We start from the raw sequence: 14,470 nt of genomic DNA on the forward strand, positions 1-14,470 counted from the left end.
GGCCGCGCGGCTGGCCAGCAACTGAAAGCCGGCCATCATCCCCGAATAGGCCCCACGCAACAGCCCGACCTGGGCAAAGCTCAGGCCGAACTGGCTTTGCCAGATGGGCAGCAAGACATAGATCAGGTCGGTCAGGCCATCATGGATGGCATGGGCCCCACAGCCGGCAAACAACGACCGACGACGGATCGAGGCCGCTTCGGCTGGCGGCTCGGTGAGAGCAAGTTCGTCCTTGAAGGTATTCATGGTGTCAGGCGCGCTGAGTGGATAGGCGCTGGCATTTAAGCAGGAACCCGGTGCGGCAGCATAGATGGGCTGGAGCGGCACCCACCGCCCGGGCATTCACTGGCTGGCCAGAATCGCCTGACCACCAGCCCGCAAGAATAAAGACTCGCCCTTCAAACCTTTCAGATTCCTCCCACAGTAATGCCCCGCCCGACTCAATAGGGTTGATGCCATCCCGCCTCTGGCCGGAAAACCGCAACGGATGGACAGGCAGAACCCTCGATGGCCCGCAACAGACTCCCCCCGATCAAGAGTCCCCCTTCCGGCGACGGGCACCACGTCACCTACCGAGACATGACCCCCGGCGAACTGGCGGAACAAGACGCCAGGCAACACGCCTATGAGCGGATGCTGGCCCGCCAACAAGCCTATGCCGACAGCCTCGCCTGCCCACCCCGCAAGCAACAGGCGATGGCCGGCTGCACCTTTACCAAATCCTGCAAGCTGCCCGACGGGGTCATGGACTACCTCAGCCCATCCGGGGCGATCCCCACCGACGCCATCAAGGACTATGGCGAGCTTGTCTTGCTGGGTGGTCGTCGGGCGGACGCTGCGGGGAATATCCCGCTCAAGAAAATCAGCGGTGGCACCCTTCCCGCCGCGCTGGGCAGCCTTGCGCTGGGTGGCGAGGCCATGGCGTCCGCCGGGGTTAGCGTGGCAACCGGCGGAGTTGTCGCGGGTGCCCTGGCTGGCGTGGTGGCCATGCTCTGGCCGTCGAGCCTGGGCGATAGCGCCTTGTACACCCCCGAGCAACTCGACGCCCTGAAAGAAGGTCGCACCCGCGTGCGCCTGCATATCGAACAACGGCCCGACGGCACGCTGAAGGGCTACGGCTACAACACGCAAAAGCAGCGTGGCTGGGAAATGGTCCCGGTGGTGCGCTTCGTTACCAAAGGCCAGCAACAGGTGGCCGACTTCGGCGACGGCGTCACCCTGATCTGGACCCCAGCGGTGGACCCATCCAGCACATCCGGCATCCCCCCACTGGAGGCCGCGCCCCAGGCGCCGCACATCTGGATCTTTCCGCCCACCGAACAGGCGGACACCATCATCGTCGACCCGATCTACCCACCGGAGTACAAGGATTTCATCCTGGTGTTCCCGCCGGGGTCAGGGGTTCAGCCGCTCTATATCGTGCTGAGCGTGCGCAAGACGCCCGGTGTGGTTACGGGTCAGGGGCAGGATATAAATGGAGTCTGGCTTGCTGGGGCCGGCTCCGGGTTGGGCTCTCCGATACCCACGGAGATTGCTGATCAGTTGCGCGGGAAGGAGTTCAGAAGCTTTGATGCTTTTCGGAGAGCATTTTGGAGGACCGTTGGTGAAAACCCTACACTGTTCGGCCAGTTTAATCAGCGTGCCCAAAAGCGCCTAAGTACAGGTAATGCACCAGCTGTTCGCGATAGAGACGCAGTAGGAAAAAGAGGTACTTTCGAGTTGCACCATATTGAGCAAATTGCGGATGGTGGTGAGGTTTATAACGTAGACAATTTACGGGTAACCACACCTAAAAATCACATCAACATTCACAGAAATCGGTAGGCGCCACATGAAAAAAATCTCCGATTACACCGAGACCGAATTCGTTAACTTCATCCACAAGATACTCGTCATCAACGAAGGTGGTTCCGATAAAGACCTTGGCGAACTACTGATGCAATTCAGACAGCTTAGCGAGCACCCAAACAGTACTGACCTTATCTTCTATCCAGAAGATGGGGCTGATGACTCCCCCGAAGGCATAACCAAGACCGTTAAAGAGTGGCGCAAGGCAAATGGGCTACCAGGATTCAAGTCGTGACGGTATTTCGCGCTGGGAAAGCCCCACTGAAATTCGAGATACACGGCGCACCTACAAACAGTGACGACGCTGTATTCGAGACAAAACTACCGACTCTCACTACAGAAATGCTGATGCCGATCATGGATTGGCAGAGCGAAGCAGACGCCGTACATAGCTACCTCCTCACCCAAGAGCAAGCCAGCGCCATAGAACGACTTACAGCCATCCCACTCCCCAAAGATCTGGAGCTGTACATCAGCTGCCACTACTGACCAACGCTATATGACCGGCCTGACACACCCTCCATGAAGGAAAAACCATGTCCATCCTGGATACCCGAATCGTCAAAGAGTGGCGCAAGGCAAACGGCTTGCCTGGGTTCAAGGAGCCATAAAAGCAATGGCCGCCAAAAGTCGCCTGGATGAATACACCGAAGCTGAATTCATAGAATTCATGCAGGAATTATTCGCTGCAAACAAAGGGGCTCCTGATGAAGTCCTCGACCCGTTACTCGATGAGTTCGAGCGAATCACCGAGCACCCCGCCGGCTCCGACCTGATCTATTACCCCGAAAACGGCGCCGACAGCTCCGCCGAGGGCATTATCAAGACCGTGAAAGAGTGGCGCTCGGCCAACCACCTGCCGGGTTTCAAGGAGGCTTAAGGTGATGACCTCAAGGGGCAGTATTTCTGATTACACAGAGCAAGAGTTCCTTCAACTTCTGACAGATATCTGTGAGGTTAGCTGTCAGAGTGAGGACGACCACTCTGTTTTAGTCCGACACTTTCAGGAAATCTCAGAACACCCCGAAGGCTCAGATCTGATTTTCTATCCTGCTGACGATGCTGATGACTCGCCAGAAGGGATCTTGAAAACAGTCAAGGAGTGGCGCAGAGCAAACGGTTTTCCAGGTTTCAAGGAACCCTAAATCAACGGCCTTGAAGAACCATTCCAATAAACCCACCAAAGCTGCATCAAGGACGATATGAATTTTTTCAGCCGTATCGCAGGTCTTTTTGACCGAGCCCCCAAGGAGCAAATTGCGGGCTATTCCCTGTCAGAACTCCAAGCGGTTTTCACCGTCCCTCTGCAACACACTACTTCTGCCCTGCCCCTTCCAATGCGCGCGGTTTCTTTGGAAGACACAGGCGTACCGGCTTACTACTGGACCTTACTGATCGATGGAAGCGATAGGGATTCTTTCCAAGCCCTTATCGAATCCAGCTTCACCCTGGTCCACGAGCGAAGCTTCAACGAGCTTCCCGTCAGGCAGTATGAAAACGCCCAGAACAACCAGCGCCTGATTTGCTTTATATCCAGCCGGGAATTCAACGCCGTCACGGTGCGCCTGGTAACCAACAGCACTGACTTCCTCGAGGCCATTCAGCACCAGCGTTTCGCCGTTCCGCCGCCCTGGATAGCCTTCGAGGGCTACAACCCGGCATGGTGGGGAACGCAGTTGCAAGGTGCCCAGGGCTACTACAACGACCAGTACTTCCTGCCGTTCTTTACCGGCTTGAGCGAGGCAGAGAAGCGGGCTTATTACGCCCGCTACACTGCCACGCAAGAGTGGGCTGCCAGCCTGGCGTTAATAGGCGATGAGTGAGAGAAGCTTGCAGACTGGGTATTGAGAACCCAGCTTTGTAGTGAGGTGCACGACGAGAGGACGGGGTGGCGTCCTCTCTTTTGGTAAGTTCGCGTGCTTACGCCAGTTCTGCTGTTTCAGTTTGCCTTTGACTGGCATGACTGATCTTGAACCAGATGGAGTACATCGCCGGCAGGAACACCAGCGTCATGATGGTTCCGACGAACGTGCCTCCGATCAAGGTGTAAGCCAGGGTCCCCCAGAAGACGGAGTGTGTCAGGGGGATGAACGCCAGGATGGCCGCCAGCGCTGTCAGCAGCACCGGGCGAGCACGCTGTACTGTGGCTTCGATCACCGCGTGGAACGGATCCAGTCCTTCTCGTGCGTTGTGATGGATTTGCCCAATAAGAATCAGCGTATTACGCATCAGGATGCCCGAAAGTGCGATCAGGCCGACCAGGGCGTTGATACCAAACGGTTGCTGGAAGATGAGCAATGTCGGGACCACGCCAATCAATCCCAGCGGCGCGGTGAGAAACACCATGATCATCGCCGAGGTCGAGCGTACCTGCAGGATGATGATCAGCAGCGTGATGGCAATCATGATCGGGAGCAGCGGCAATATCGCCTGGCCGGCCTTGCCCGACTCCTCAATGGCCCCCGACTGCTCGATACGATACCCATCAGGCAGCTTGTCGATGACCGGCTGCAGCGCCTTCATGATCACGCTCGAGACATCCGGTGGCTGCAAGCCTTCGGCAATGTCGCCGCGCACGGTAATGGTCGGGGTGCGGTCACGACGCCGAAGGATCGGATCCTCCATACGCACGTCGACTTCCCCTACCTGGGACAACGGAATCCGCTGGCCCGCCGTGCCCACGAGCGTAAAGCCTTCTATTTTTGCAGGGTCGAGCCGGATATCACCCGCAGCACGCCCGATCACCTGCACCGAACGAATGTCCTCACGAACGGCCGTGATCGGTACTCCCGCGAGCAGGAACTGCAGCTGCTGCGCGACAGCGCTGGACGTCAGCCCCACCGCCTGCAAGCGGTCCTGATCCAGGGTGAAATGCAGCGTCGGCGTTAGCGGGCCCCAGTCGGTGTTGACGGTTCTCATCAGGGGACTCGTCTGCATCACGTTCTGTACCTGGTCGGCGATCTCGCGCAATGTTGATGGGTCAGGCCCCATCACCCGATAGGCCACAGGAAAGGGTGAATACGGACCAAACACCAGCTGCGTAACCCTGACACGCGCTTCTGGTGCAAGCCCTTGGGCAATGGCCTCACGCATACGGAACTTGAGGGCCTCACGTGCCTCCTGACTATCCGTCAGCACCACAACCTTGGCGAATGATGGATCCGGGAGTTCCGGCGCCATCGCCAGGTAGAAGCGCGGCGCGCCTTGCCCGATATAGGCCGTGACGATTTTGGCTTCAGCCTGCTTTTGCAGCCAGGCCTCGATCTTGGCGGTGGTGGCGCTGGTCTGCTCGATGGAGGTTCCATAAGGCATTTGCACTTCGACCAACACTTCTGGACGGTCCGAGGTGGGGAAGAACTGCTTCTTGACCAGGCTCATGCCGAGAATCGCCACGACAAAGGTAGCGATAACAGTACCGGCCACCAGCCATTTACGGGCGATGACGCGCGTCAAAATCCGGCGGAAGCGGTTGTAGCCAGGGGTGTTGTAGATGGCCGCGTGACCCCCTTCGACCGTCTTGATCTTCGGCAACAGCTTCACACCCAGATAGGGGGTGAAGGCCACCGCCACTACCCATGATGCAATCAGGGCAATGCCCACGATCCAGAACATGTTGCTGGTGTACTCGCCGGCTGTCGACTGGGCGAAGCCATTGGGCAAAAAGCCGATAGCGGTCACCAGCGTACCGGAAAGCATCGGTGCGGCCGTATGACTCCAGGCATAGGCGGAAGCCTTGATGCGGTCGTAGCCCTCCTCCATTTTCACCACCATCATCTCGATAGCAATGATGGCGTCGTCCACCAGCAGTCCAAGCGCCAGAATCAGCGACCCGAGGGTAATGCGGTCAAAGTTCTTTCCGGTAGCCGCCATCACCACAAACACCACGGCCAGCGTCAGCGGCACAGCCGCCGCCACCACAATACCTACATGCCAGCCCATGCTGAGAAAGCAGACAAGCATGACCACCAGCAGGGCGACGAAGAACTTGACCATGAACTCGTCGACGGCCGAACTGATATTCACAGACTGATCGGTGACCTTGGTGAGCGTCATGCCCAGCGGCATGCCGTCATTGATCTTCGTCGTCTCCGCGTCCAATGCCTTGCCCAGGTCCAGACCGTTCCAGCCCTCACGCATCACCACGCCCAGTAACAGGGCCTCCTCACCGTTGTTACGCACGAGGAAGGTTGCCGGATCTTCATAACCCCGCTCGACCGTCGCCACGTCCGAGAGCTTCAGTGTTCGACCTTGGACCGCAAGAGGCGTGTCACGAATCTTCTGCACCTTATCGAAGGCACCGTCGAGGCGGAGGAAGACTTGCGGCCCATCGGTTTCAATTGAGCCGGCAGGCGTGAGCACGTTCTGATTGTTCAGCGCGGCAAAAATGTCCTGGGGGGATACGCCCAGCGTGGCCAACCGATCATGGGAGAAGGAAACAAAGATGCGTTCGGCCTGCTCACCAATGATGTTGACCTTCTTCACGCCCGGCACGTGCAACAGGCGCTGGCGCAACGATTCCGCATCACGCACTAACAGTCGCTGCGGCTCGCCTTTGGCTTTCAAGGCGAACAGCGCAAATGTCACATCTGCAAACTCGTCGTTGACCATCGGGCCAATCACCCCCGCCGGTAACTTGATGGCCTCATCGTCGAGTTTTTTACGCGCCTGATAGAACTCCTCCTGCACTTGGGAAGGCGGTGTGCGATCGAGCAGTGTCACCATGGTGAAGGCGAGACCTGGACGGGTGTAGGTTTCCGTGCGGTCGTACCATTTCAGTTCTTGCAGGCGTTTTTCAAGTGGCTCTGCAACCTGGTCCTGCATCTCCTGCGCCGTGGCGCCCGGCCACGCGGTAATGACCGTCAGTTGCTTGACCGTAAACGGCGGGTCTTCCGCACGCCCCAGCTGGAAAAACGACAGGATCCCTGCCACAGCGATCAGGAAGATCAGGAATACCGTGATCGAGCGCTCGCGAACAGCGATCGCCGAAAGATTGAAGCGCCCCTGGCTCATGGATGGCTCCCGGCAACCTTGACGTCACCCTGTTGAGCCAGTCTCACCTCCTCACCATCGCGCAGCAGATGTGCACCTAAGGCGACAATCTGCTCGCCGGCCTTGAGATCGCCTGCAACTCGCGCTGCCTCGTCGCTCAAGCCCAGGACTCGGACAGGTCGCCAGGTCACCTTCGCTGGTTCCCCAGCAATGACCCACACGCCAGTGCCTTTGCCCGGGTCATAAACAGCAGCGATCGGCACTTGCAGCACCTGTCCATTGGCGGCGTCTTCGGCGATCCGAAGCGTGACGGTCGAACCTAACGGCGCATTGGCCAACGCACCCTCAAGCACATACCGCGCCTCAAAGGTGCGCGTCATACGGTCGGCCGAGTCAGACAGCAGCCTCAGCCTCGCTGTAACAGCACCCGCGGTGTTGCCGTAAAGCGTCGCCTGCGCAGTGGATCCTGCTGCCGGGCGTAGCGTCTCGGGCAGGTGCACGATGGCCTCGCGCTGCCCGGCCCGCGCCAGTCGAACCACAGGCTGCCCTGGGCTGACGACTTGCCCGGGCTCGGCGAGCGTCTCCACCACAACGCCGTCGGAATCGGCAAACAGCACCGCATAACCGGAAGCATTGCGAGCCACGTCAGCCTGCGCTTGAGCAGCGCTGAGCTGCGCCTTTGCGCTATCAGCCGCGGCTTTGACCTGATCGTACGCCGATGCAGAAATAGCACCTGCGCCGACCAGGTCGCGATATCGGGCCTCATCATCGGCTGTCTGCCTGGCTCGGGCCCGAGCGGCCATGACCGACTCTTGCTGTGCTCGCGCCTGCAACCCCAGGTCGATGGGGTCGAGACGCATGAGCGGCTGACCTCGCTTGACGGTCTGACCCGTATCAACCAAGCGCTCAAGTATCTTGCCTGATACCCGAAAGCCCAGGTCGCCCTGGACGCGGGCAGCCACGACGCCAGTGAAGGAGCGTGAAACGTCGGACGCCCCCTGAACCGCAGAAGCCCTCACCAGAGGGGCATGGGTGCGTGGATCTTCAACGGTGGATGAGTCGCCACACGCCGCCAGGACTAGAGGCAACAAGCAAGCGGCAATGGGGACAGGTCGAGGCCGGCGCATAGGTTCCCTTACTGAACAATAGGACATGGCCCACATTCTCAGTACAGTGACCATATCTGTCAATGGTCACAAATGAACATCCATTGAGACTGCCAGCGATTACGCGAAAAACTCCGTATTCATTGAATGTTTTTTTGAAATACTGGTCAATGCTATTGATTGACAGCCTGTGACCACAACGTAATATGGTCACAAATATCCTCGATTGAAGGAACCTCAATGCCTCCCCTTCGCCCCCTTGCTCTTTTGGTGAGCGCCAGCTTGATGGCAGGCTGCGCGGTCGGTCCGGACTATCAACGTCCGGACGCTCCTCTTTCGGATCATTACCTGGGTCAGTCCGCTGTCGAGCTGAGGCCTGTAGCGACGCCGGCCAGTCTCGTGGCCTGGTGGGAAGGTTTTGGTGATCCGGTGCTAACCGACTTCGTCTCCAAGGCTCTTGAACAGAACCTGGATCTGGCGCAGGCATCGGCGCGCGTTACGCAGGCACGGGCGGGATTGGCTGCGGCAAATGCCGCCTTGCTGCCCTCGGGGAACATCAGTGGCCAGGCCGCGCGCTCCTACCAATCCATCGAGACCCCACTCGGCCAGGTGCTGAACTCGACGCCTGGCTATGATCGGTACGGAAGCGCCTACGAGGTTAACCTCAGTGCTGGCTGGGAGGTTGATGTCTTTGGCGGCCTGCGACGCGGACGCGAAGCCGCACTCGCCGAGTACCAGGCCTCCGAGGCGGGCGCCGCTGCCACACGACTGGCCATCGCTGCGCAAACCGCCGATATCTACATCAGCATCCGCGGATTGCAGGCCCGGCTGGACATTGCCAACCGACAAGTCAAAACCCAGCAGGGACTGCTGGAGAAAGTCCGCTTGCTCTACGGCAAGGGCCTCGCTGCCCACTATCAGGTTCACCAGACTGAGGGAGCGCTATCGCAGGTCCAAGCGACAGTGCCGGTCCTGCAGACCGGCCTGGATGCTGCCATGAATGCACTGGATGTAATGCTCGGTACACCGCCGGGCACCCATCGCACGCAACTGGCAAATGCAGGGAGTATTCCTCTTGCGCCGCAGATAAAGGCCACGGGAACGCCGGCCGATCTGCTGCGCCGCAGGCCGGATCTCATCGTGGCCGAGCGCCGCCTTGCAGCCTCCAATGCACGCATCGGGGTGGCGATTGCCGAGTACTACCCGAAATTCTCCCTCAGCGCCTTGCTCGGTAGCGCCACGGCTGTATCCGGGGGCAACCTTTTCACCGGCGGCGCCAATCAGTCGGCGGGCGTACTGGGGCTGCGCTGGAGACTTTTCGACTTTGGCCGCATAAACGCTCAAATCGATCAAGCCAAGGGACAAGAAGCCGAAGCCCTGGCCGCTTACCGTCAGTCGGTATTACGCGCCACCGAGGATGTCGAGAATGCCTTCTCCGCCCTGGTGAATCGGGACGCTCAGGCAGCCACCCTGACTGAAGGCGAGGCATCTCTGGCACAGGCTCGCCAATCGTCGTTCATTGCCTACGAAAAAGGCACGGCCAGCCTGATTGATGTTCTGCACGCCGACGAAACGATGCTGCAGGCTTCCGATGCCCGAGCGCAGGCGCGGACGGAATCGGCACGGGCGGCGGTCGCGGCATTCAAGGCGCTCGGTGGTGGCTGGCAACCTCCTGAGACCCGGTCCGTAGCGACTCGATGACTTGACCAGGCGACGTGGCGCTCCGACGAAACCGCTTCCCTCCAAGGGGAAATGCCAGGGATGTGCTTTAAAAGGCCGGGGCGTAACGTACGCTCCCGGCCGGACAATTATCGTAGAACGGCGCTCTGTCTATCAGAAACGATAGCTGACGGAAGTGCCGAGCCCGCTCGCGCTGTTCTTATACTTGGAACTGTATGCGCCCCGGGTCGCGGAAGTATCGTTGACCCGCACGCTCTCTTCCCACAGATAGGAATAAGCAACGTCGATCGTGACATTGTCCACCGGGGTCCAGCCTGCACCGAAGCTGATAACCGTTCGGTCGCCCGTTGGAATGCGTGGTCCACGATTGGTATTGTTGGCGGGCGACTGGTCGACTGACAAGCCTGCCCGAAGAACCCAATGGTTGTTCAGTTGGTACGACGTACCGATAGCGTGAGCCCACGTATCACGCCAGTTCTGTTCTTCGGTAACAGTGCCCAGCGAGCCGCTCAACAAAGGGGGCAAACCCGTGTTCTCGATGGTCAGTTCCTTGAAGCGACTCCAGCGGGTCCAGGTGCTCCCCAGATACAGGGTCCAGTCATTATTGAGCTGATGAGTCACCGAGAAATCCACTGATTCCGGCGTATTCACGTCCAGCGAAGCGTCATAGCTTCGGCCGCTAACCCCCAGCACGCTAAAGATGCCGTCGGTGACCTTGGTCTTGGCATCCAGGTGGTAACTAACCTTGGAGTGGTAGGTCAAGCCGAGGCGAGTTCGATCTGTAGCCTGCACCAGAATGCCGGCGTTGAAACCAAGGGCCGTGTCGTCGCCCGTGCTTTTGAGTTTTCCGTCGTTGCGACCAGGGCTGAGCGGATTGAGCACCATCCCGGACAACTCGCCGCTGATACGGTTGATGGTGGGGCCGAACCCGATCGAAACTGTGTCGTTAAAGGCATAGCTGATGGTGGGCTGGAACGTAAGGGTCGTGACCTCGCTTTTGTTGGCGTAGTAACGCCCCGCAAAGCCGCTGCCATAATCGGTGATCAGGCCAAAAGGCACATAAAACCCAACACCGAATGCCCAATGCTCATCAATGGGTTTGACGTAGTACCCCATGGGTACCGTAGTCGCAGGCACCATGTCGCCGTCTTCCTGGCCTCCGAATGTACTGCGGGCCTGGCTTATGTCGGACTTCGCAAAAAGAGTCGCCGCCCCTACGCTGGCTTGTTCTCTTTTCAGACGAGACATGCCCGCCGGATTGCCGAAGACCGTGCTCGCATCTTCAGCAGAGGAGGAGCGACCGGCAAATCCAGAGCCCATCCCGCTGATGCTCTGTTCATTGAGAGCGAAACCGCTCGCAAACACATGGGAAGATGCGAGCACAACAGCGAGGCCAAGTGGGCTCTTGAGCAATATTTTTTTCATTATTGGAACTCTATGGTTATCGCCGAGATGAAAGGGTAGAAACAACGGACGCCCATATTTATTCATGTGACCATTTCAGTCAACAGTCACATTACAGATAAATAAATGCCCTTCGACGGTGGGAGGAAGGGCAAAGTGAAAAGCTGATGGAGTGATATGTCGCTTAGCCTGGTAGGCGTGCGACCGTTAGCCGAAGGTCAAGGCATGAGGCTACGCAGGATGAGGTTGGAAGTGAGCGTGGGCGCCTCTTCGACGAAATCGAGGTTGTACTGCAGCAGTAGCGGATTGACGAATGGCCGCAGAGCAAGATGTATCGCCTCTACTGTCTCGTCCAGGGGAGTCTTGCGTTCGAACTCACCAACCTCTCGCCCTTCACGCACAATTTGCAAAATGAATTGCTTGATCTGGGCGTCATAAATTTGCGAGCTGGGCCAACGCTCCGACACAGAAAACGCGGCGATGTCATAGAGTTTCCGGTCATTGAAGAACAGGTTCACACCTGTGGCGATCACCGTTTTGACCAAGCGTCGAAAGCGCTCCGTTGGCGAAAGGGTCTCGACATTGATGGCCTGCTCGACAGCCGCAACGATTTCTGCCAGACAATTTGTACAGATGGCTTCACCGATCGCCTGCTTGGAATCAAAAAACTTGTAGATATAGGCCTTGGAAAAGCCGATGGCTTTAGCCAGGTCGGAGACCGTGGTTTTGCCATAGCCGTACTGGCTGAAGTGTTCGTTGGCCGCCGCGACAATCTGGTTTCGAATGTCGTGATCGGCTGGGCCGCGGGCGCTGGGCGAAGATATCGATGGCTGATTCATGGGAACAGCTTACTCACCCTATGGCGGACTGACAACTTGTGACCGATAAGATATATAGTCACAAATCGACCGTTCCGAATGCCTCTCCAGGGCGACTGAGAAAACACCAGCGAACAGACGAACAGGCTGAGGTCGGGGCAATCCACATAGCAAATCCGCTGGCCCGAGGAAGGCGCGGCACCTGAAAGCGCATTCGATGATCGATCCCCACACCCAAGGCCGCGACCTCCTCCCCCGCGCAAGCCAACGCCCTGCCACCTCACGCGCTCCAACGACCTGGCCCGCTTGCCGAAAAGCGCAAGACTTCACGCTGAAAAACCGGATAATGGCCGCCATTTCGTTTTGCTCGTTATTCGGTGTTCCCCATGGAAATCAAGGTCAACTTTCTCGACAACCTCCGACTTGAAGCCAAGTTCGATGACTTCACGGTGGTGGCCGACCAGCCCATCCGCTACAAGGGCGATGGCTCGGCACCGGGTCCGTTCGACTATTTCCTGGCGTCATCGGCGTTGTGCGCGGCGTACTTCGTGAAGTTGTACTGCGACACCCGCAATATCCCCACCGATAACATTCGCCTGTCGCAGAACAACATTGTCGATCCGGAAAACCGCTACAACCAGATCTTCAAGATCCAGGTCGAGTTGCCGGCGGATATCTCCGACAAGGACCGCCAGGGCATCCTGCGCTCCATCGACCGTTGCACCGTGAAGAAAGTGGTACAGGCCGGGCCTGAGTTTGTGATTGAAGAGGTGGAAAACCTCGACGCCGATGCCCAGGCCCTGTTGATGCCGAGCGCGGGTTCGCACAGCACCTATATCGCCGGCAAGGACCTGCCGCTGGAACAGACCATCGCCAACATGTCCGGCATCCTGGCCGGCCTGGGCATGAAGATCGAGATCGCTTCGTGGCGCAATATCGTGCCCAACGTCTGGTCGCTGCATATCCGCGACGCGCAGTCGCCGATGTGCTTCACCAATGGCAAGGGCGCGACCAAGGAAAGCGCGCTGGCCTCGGCGCTGGGTGAGTTCATCGAGCGCCTGAACTGCAACTTCTTCTACAACGATCAGTTCTGGGGCGAGGAAATCGCCAACGCACCGTTCGTGCATTACCCGAACGAGCGCTGGTTCAAGCCGGGCCCCAAGGATGAGCTGCCCAGCGAAATCCTCGACCCCTACTGCCTGAAAATCTATAACCGCGACGGCGAGCTGCGCGGCTCGCACCTGTTCGACACCAACTCCGGCAATGAAGAGCGCGGCATTGTTTCGCTGCCGTTCGTGCGCCAGTCGGACGGCGAAGTGGTGTACTTCCCGTCCAACCTGATCGAAAACCTCTACCTCAGCAATGGCATGAGCGCCGGCAACACCCTGGCCGAAGCCCAGGTGCAGTGCCTGTCGGAGATCTTCGAGCGCGCCGTCAAACGCGAAATCATCGAAGGCGAATTCGCCCTGCCGGATGTACCGGCAGAAGTCTTGGCGAAATACCCGGGGATTCTCGCCGGCATCCAGGGCCTGGAAGCCCAGGGCTTTCCGGTGCTGGTCAAGGATGCGTCCCTGGGCGGTGAGTTCCCGGTGATGTGCGTGACCTTGATGAACCCGCGTACCGGTGGCGTATTTGCCTCGTTCGGCGCTCACCCCAGCATGGAAGTGGCGCTGGAGCGCAGCCTCACCGAACTGCTGCAAGGCCGCAGTTTCGAGGGCTTGAACGATTTGCCGCCGCCGACGTTCGAAGGCCAGGCGGTCACCGAGCCGAACAACTTCGTCGAGCACTTCATCGACTCCAGCGGCGTGGTGTCGTGGCGCTTCTTCAGCGCCCAGTCGGATTATGAATTCGTCGAGTGGGACTTCTCCGGCCAGGGCGGCTCCAGTGAAAAAGAAGGGTCTAACGCCCAGGAAGCCGCGACCTTGTTCGGCATTCTCGAAGGCATGGGCAAAGAGTCCTACATGGCCGTGTACGAGCACCTGGGCGCAACCGCCTGCCGCATCCTGGTACCGGACTACTCGGAAATCTACCCGGTGGAAGACCTGATCTGGGACAACACCAACAAGGCGCTGTTCTTCCGCTCCGACATCCTCAACCTGCACAGCCTCGACGAGGATGAGTTGCAGGCGTTGCTCGAGCGTCTGATAGAAAGCGAGCTGGACGACTACACCGATATCACCACCCTGATCGGCATCGAGTTCGACGACAACACCGCCTGGGGCCAACTGACCATCCTGGAGTTGAAGCTGCTGATCTTCCTGGCCTTGCAGCAATATGAAGAAGCCAAGGAGTGCGTGGAGATGTTCCTGCAGTACAACGACAACACCGCCGAGCGTGGCCTGTTTTACCAGGCGATGAATGCGGTGCTGGAGATGGAACTCGACGAAGATCTGGACCTGGCGGATTACGAAGTCAATTTCCGTCGCATGTTCGGCAACGAGCGGATGGATGCGGTGATTGGCTCGGTGAATGGCAGCGTGCGCTTCTATGGCCTGACGCCGACCAGCATGAAGCTGGAAGGGATCGACCGTCACCTGCGTCTGATCGACAGCTACAAGAAGCTGCACGCGGCGCGGGCCAAGGTGACGGCTCTCTCCAACTGATGGCTGTTGTCGATAGTTGCCC

13 protein-coding genes and 1 pseudogene are annotated in these 14,470 nt (G+C 58.6%); 9 read left to right on the plus strand and 5 right to left on the minus strand.

The genetic code is table 11. From position 1 onward, the window contains the following. Positions 1 to 246, minus strand: a pseudogene (locus J4D28_RS29725) (MFS transporter); the annotation flags it as partial. Positions 247 to 507: 261 nt separating this feature from the next. Between J4D28_RS29725 and J4D28_RS29730 the strand changes: the two are divergent. The 7 genes from J4D28_RS29730 to J4D28_RS29755 are packed head-to-tail and all read left to right on the plus strand — an operon-like array spanning position 508 to position 3,671. Beyond that, on the plus strand, positions 508 to 1,824 hold the full coding sequence (locus tag J4D28_RS29730; protein ID WP_103331950.1) for an S-type pyocin domain-containing protein: 1,317 nt from the start codon (positions 508 to 510) through the stop codon (positions 1,822 to 1,824). 7 nt (positions 1,825 to 1,831) lie between these two features. Beyond that, a complete protein-coding gene (locus tag J4D28_RS29735; RefSeq protein ID WP_103331949.1) occupies positions 1,832 to 2,083 on the plus strand; it encodes a bacteriocin immunity protein in 252 nt (83 codons plus the stop codon). Then, positions 2,080 to 2,337 (plus strand): pyocin S6 family toxin immunity protein, encoded by a 258-nt coding sequence (locus J4D28_RS30565; RefSeq protein WP_103331948.1) that lies wholly within the window; start codon positions 2,080 to 2,082, stop codon positions 2,335 to 2,337. Before J4D28_RS29735 ends, J4D28_RS30565 begins: the two co-directional genes overlap by 4 nt. Positions 2,338 to 2,384: 47 nt before the next feature. Then, positions 2,385 to 2,459 carry a bacteriocin immunity protein gene (locus tag J4D28_RS30825; RefSeq protein ID WP_115344063.1) on the plus strand — a complete coding sequence of 25 codons (75 nt, stop codon included), beginning with the start codon at positions 2,385 to 2,387 and terminating at the stop codon, positions 2,457 to 2,459. 5 nt (positions 2,460 to 2,464) lie between these two features. Further along, positions 2,465 to 2,728 carry a bacteriocin immunity protein gene (locus J4D28_RS29745; protein WP_038631508.1) on the plus strand — a complete coding sequence of 88 codons (264 nt, stop codon included), beginning with the start codon at positions 2,465 to 2,467 and terminating at the stop codon, positions 2,726 to 2,728. Between the two features lie 4 nt (positions 2,729 to 2,732). Further along, positions 2,733 to 2,993 carry a bacteriocin immunity protein gene (locus tag J4D28_RS29750; protein ID WP_103331951.1) on the plus strand — a complete coding sequence of 87 codons (261 nt, stop codon included), beginning with the start codon at positions 2,733 to 2,735 and terminating at the stop codon, positions 2,991 to 2,993. A 57-nt stretch (positions 2,994 to 3,050) separates the two neighbouring features. After that, positions 3,051 to 3,671, plus strand: coding sequence for a hypothetical protein (locus J4D28_RS29755; protein WP_103331947.1), 621 nt, complete (start codon positions 3,051 to 3,053; stop codon positions 3,669 to 3,671). A gap of 97 nt (positions 3,672 to 3,768) precedes the next feature. On the opposite strand, the gene J4D28_RS29760 is transcribed toward J4D28_RS29755, so the two are convergent. After that, a complete protein-coding gene (locus J4D28_RS29760) occupies positions 3,769 to 6,858 on the minus strand; it encodes an efflux RND transporter permease subunit (RefSeq protein ID WP_103331946.1) in 3,090 nt (1,029 codons plus the stop codon). Next, the gene (locus J4D28_RS29765) at positions 6,855 to 7,964 is read right to left on the minus strand and encodes an efflux RND transporter periplasmic adaptor subunit (RefSeq protein ID WP_038631504.1); all 1,110 of its coding nucleotides are present in this window, start codon (positions 7,962 to 7,964) and stop codon (positions 6,855 to 6,857) included. The genes J4D28_RS29760 and J4D28_RS29765 overlap by 4 nt, the downstream gene beginning before the upstream one ends. Positions 7,965 to 8,183: 219 nt before the next feature. On the opposite strand from J4D28_RS29765, the gene J4D28_RS29770 reads away from it, so the two are divergent. Beyond that, on the plus strand, positions 8,184 to 9,644 hold the full coding sequence (locus J4D28_RS29770) for an efflux transporter outer membrane subunit (protein ID WP_103331945.1): 1,461 nt from the start codon (positions 8,184 to 8,186) through the stop codon (positions 9,642 to 9,644). Between the two features lie 132 nt (positions 9,645 to 9,776). Here the strand turns inward: J4D28_RS29770 and J4D28_RS29775 are convergent, their stop codons facing one another. Further along, a complete protein-coding gene (locus J4D28_RS29775; RefSeq protein ID WP_103331944.1) occupies positions 9,777 to 11,048 on the minus strand; it encodes an OmpP1/FadL family transporter in 1,272 nt (423 codons plus the stop codon). Positions 11,049 to 11,245: 197 nt separating this feature from the next. Next, entirely contained in the window at positions 11,246 to 11,866 is a 621-nt protein-coding gene (locus J4D28_RS29780) for a TetR/AcrR family transcriptional regulator (RefSeq protein WP_009048299.1), read from the minus strand. Between the two features lie 365 nt (positions 11,867 to 12,231). On the opposite strand from J4D28_RS29780, the gene J4D28_RS29785 reads away from it, so the two are divergent. Next, positions 12,232 to 14,448, plus strand: coding sequence for an OsmC domain/YcaO domain-containing protein (locus J4D28_RS29785; RefSeq protein WP_103331943.1), 2,217 nt, complete (start codon positions 12,232 to 12,234; stop codon positions 14,446 to 14,448). The last annotated feature ends 22 nt before the right edge of the window (positions 14,449 to 14,470 follow it).

The sequence above is a fragment of the Pseudomonas sp. GW531-T4 genome, assembly GCF_017349615.1.
In the GTDB taxonomy this organism is placed as follows: domain Bacteria; phylum Pseudomonadota; class Gammaproteobacteria; order Pseudomonadales; family Pseudomonadaceae; genus Aquipseudomonas; species Aquipseudomonas chlororaphis_I.

Bases quoted from the DNA above. Each gene is read 5' to 3' on its own strand.
- J4D28_RS29730 (WP_103331950.1), top strand. From the start codon at position 508: ATGGCCCGCAACAGACTCCCCCCGATCAAGAGTCCCCCTTCCGGCGAC.
- J4D28_RS29735 (WP_103331949.1), top strand. From the start codon at position 1,832: ATGAAAAAAATCTCCGATTACACCGAGACCGAATTCGTTAACTTCATC.
- J4D28_RS29745 (WP_038631508.1), top strand. From the start codon at position 2,465: ATGGCCGCCAAAAGTCGCCTGGATGAATACACCGAAGCTGAATTCATA.
- J4D28_RS29750 (WP_103331951.1), top strand. From the start codon at position 2,733: ATGACCTCAAGGGGCAGTATTTCTGATTACACAGAGCAAGAGTTCCTT.
- J4D28_RS29755 (WP_103331947.1), top strand. From the start codon at position 3,051: ATGAATTTTTTCAGCCGTATCGCAGGTCTTTTTGACCGAGCCCCCAAG.
- J4D28_RS29760 (WP_103331946.1), bottom strand. From the start codon at position 6,858: ATGAGCCAGGGGCGCTTCAATCTTTCGGCGATCGCTGTTCGCGAGCGC.
- J4D28_RS29765 (WP_038631504.1), bottom strand. From the start codon at position 7,964: ATGCGCCGGCCTCGACCTGTCCCCATTGCCGCTTGCTTGTTGCCTCTA.
- J4D28_RS29770 (WP_103331945.1), top strand. From the start codon at position 8,184: ATGCCTCCCCTTCGCCCCCTTGCTCTTTTGGTGAGCGCCAGCTTGATG.
- J4D28_RS29775 (WP_103331944.1), bottom strand. From the start codon at position 11,048: ATGAAAAAAATATTGCTCAAGAGCCCACTTGGCCTCGCTGTTGTGCTC.
- J4D28_RS29780 (WP_009048299.1), bottom strand. From the start codon at position 11,866: ATGAATCAGCCATCGATATCTTCGCCCAGCGCCCGCGGCCCAGCCGAT.
- J4D28_RS29785 (WP_103331943.1), top strand. From the start codon at position 12,232: ATGGAAATCAAGGTCAACTTTCTCGACAACCTCCGACTTGAAGCCAAG.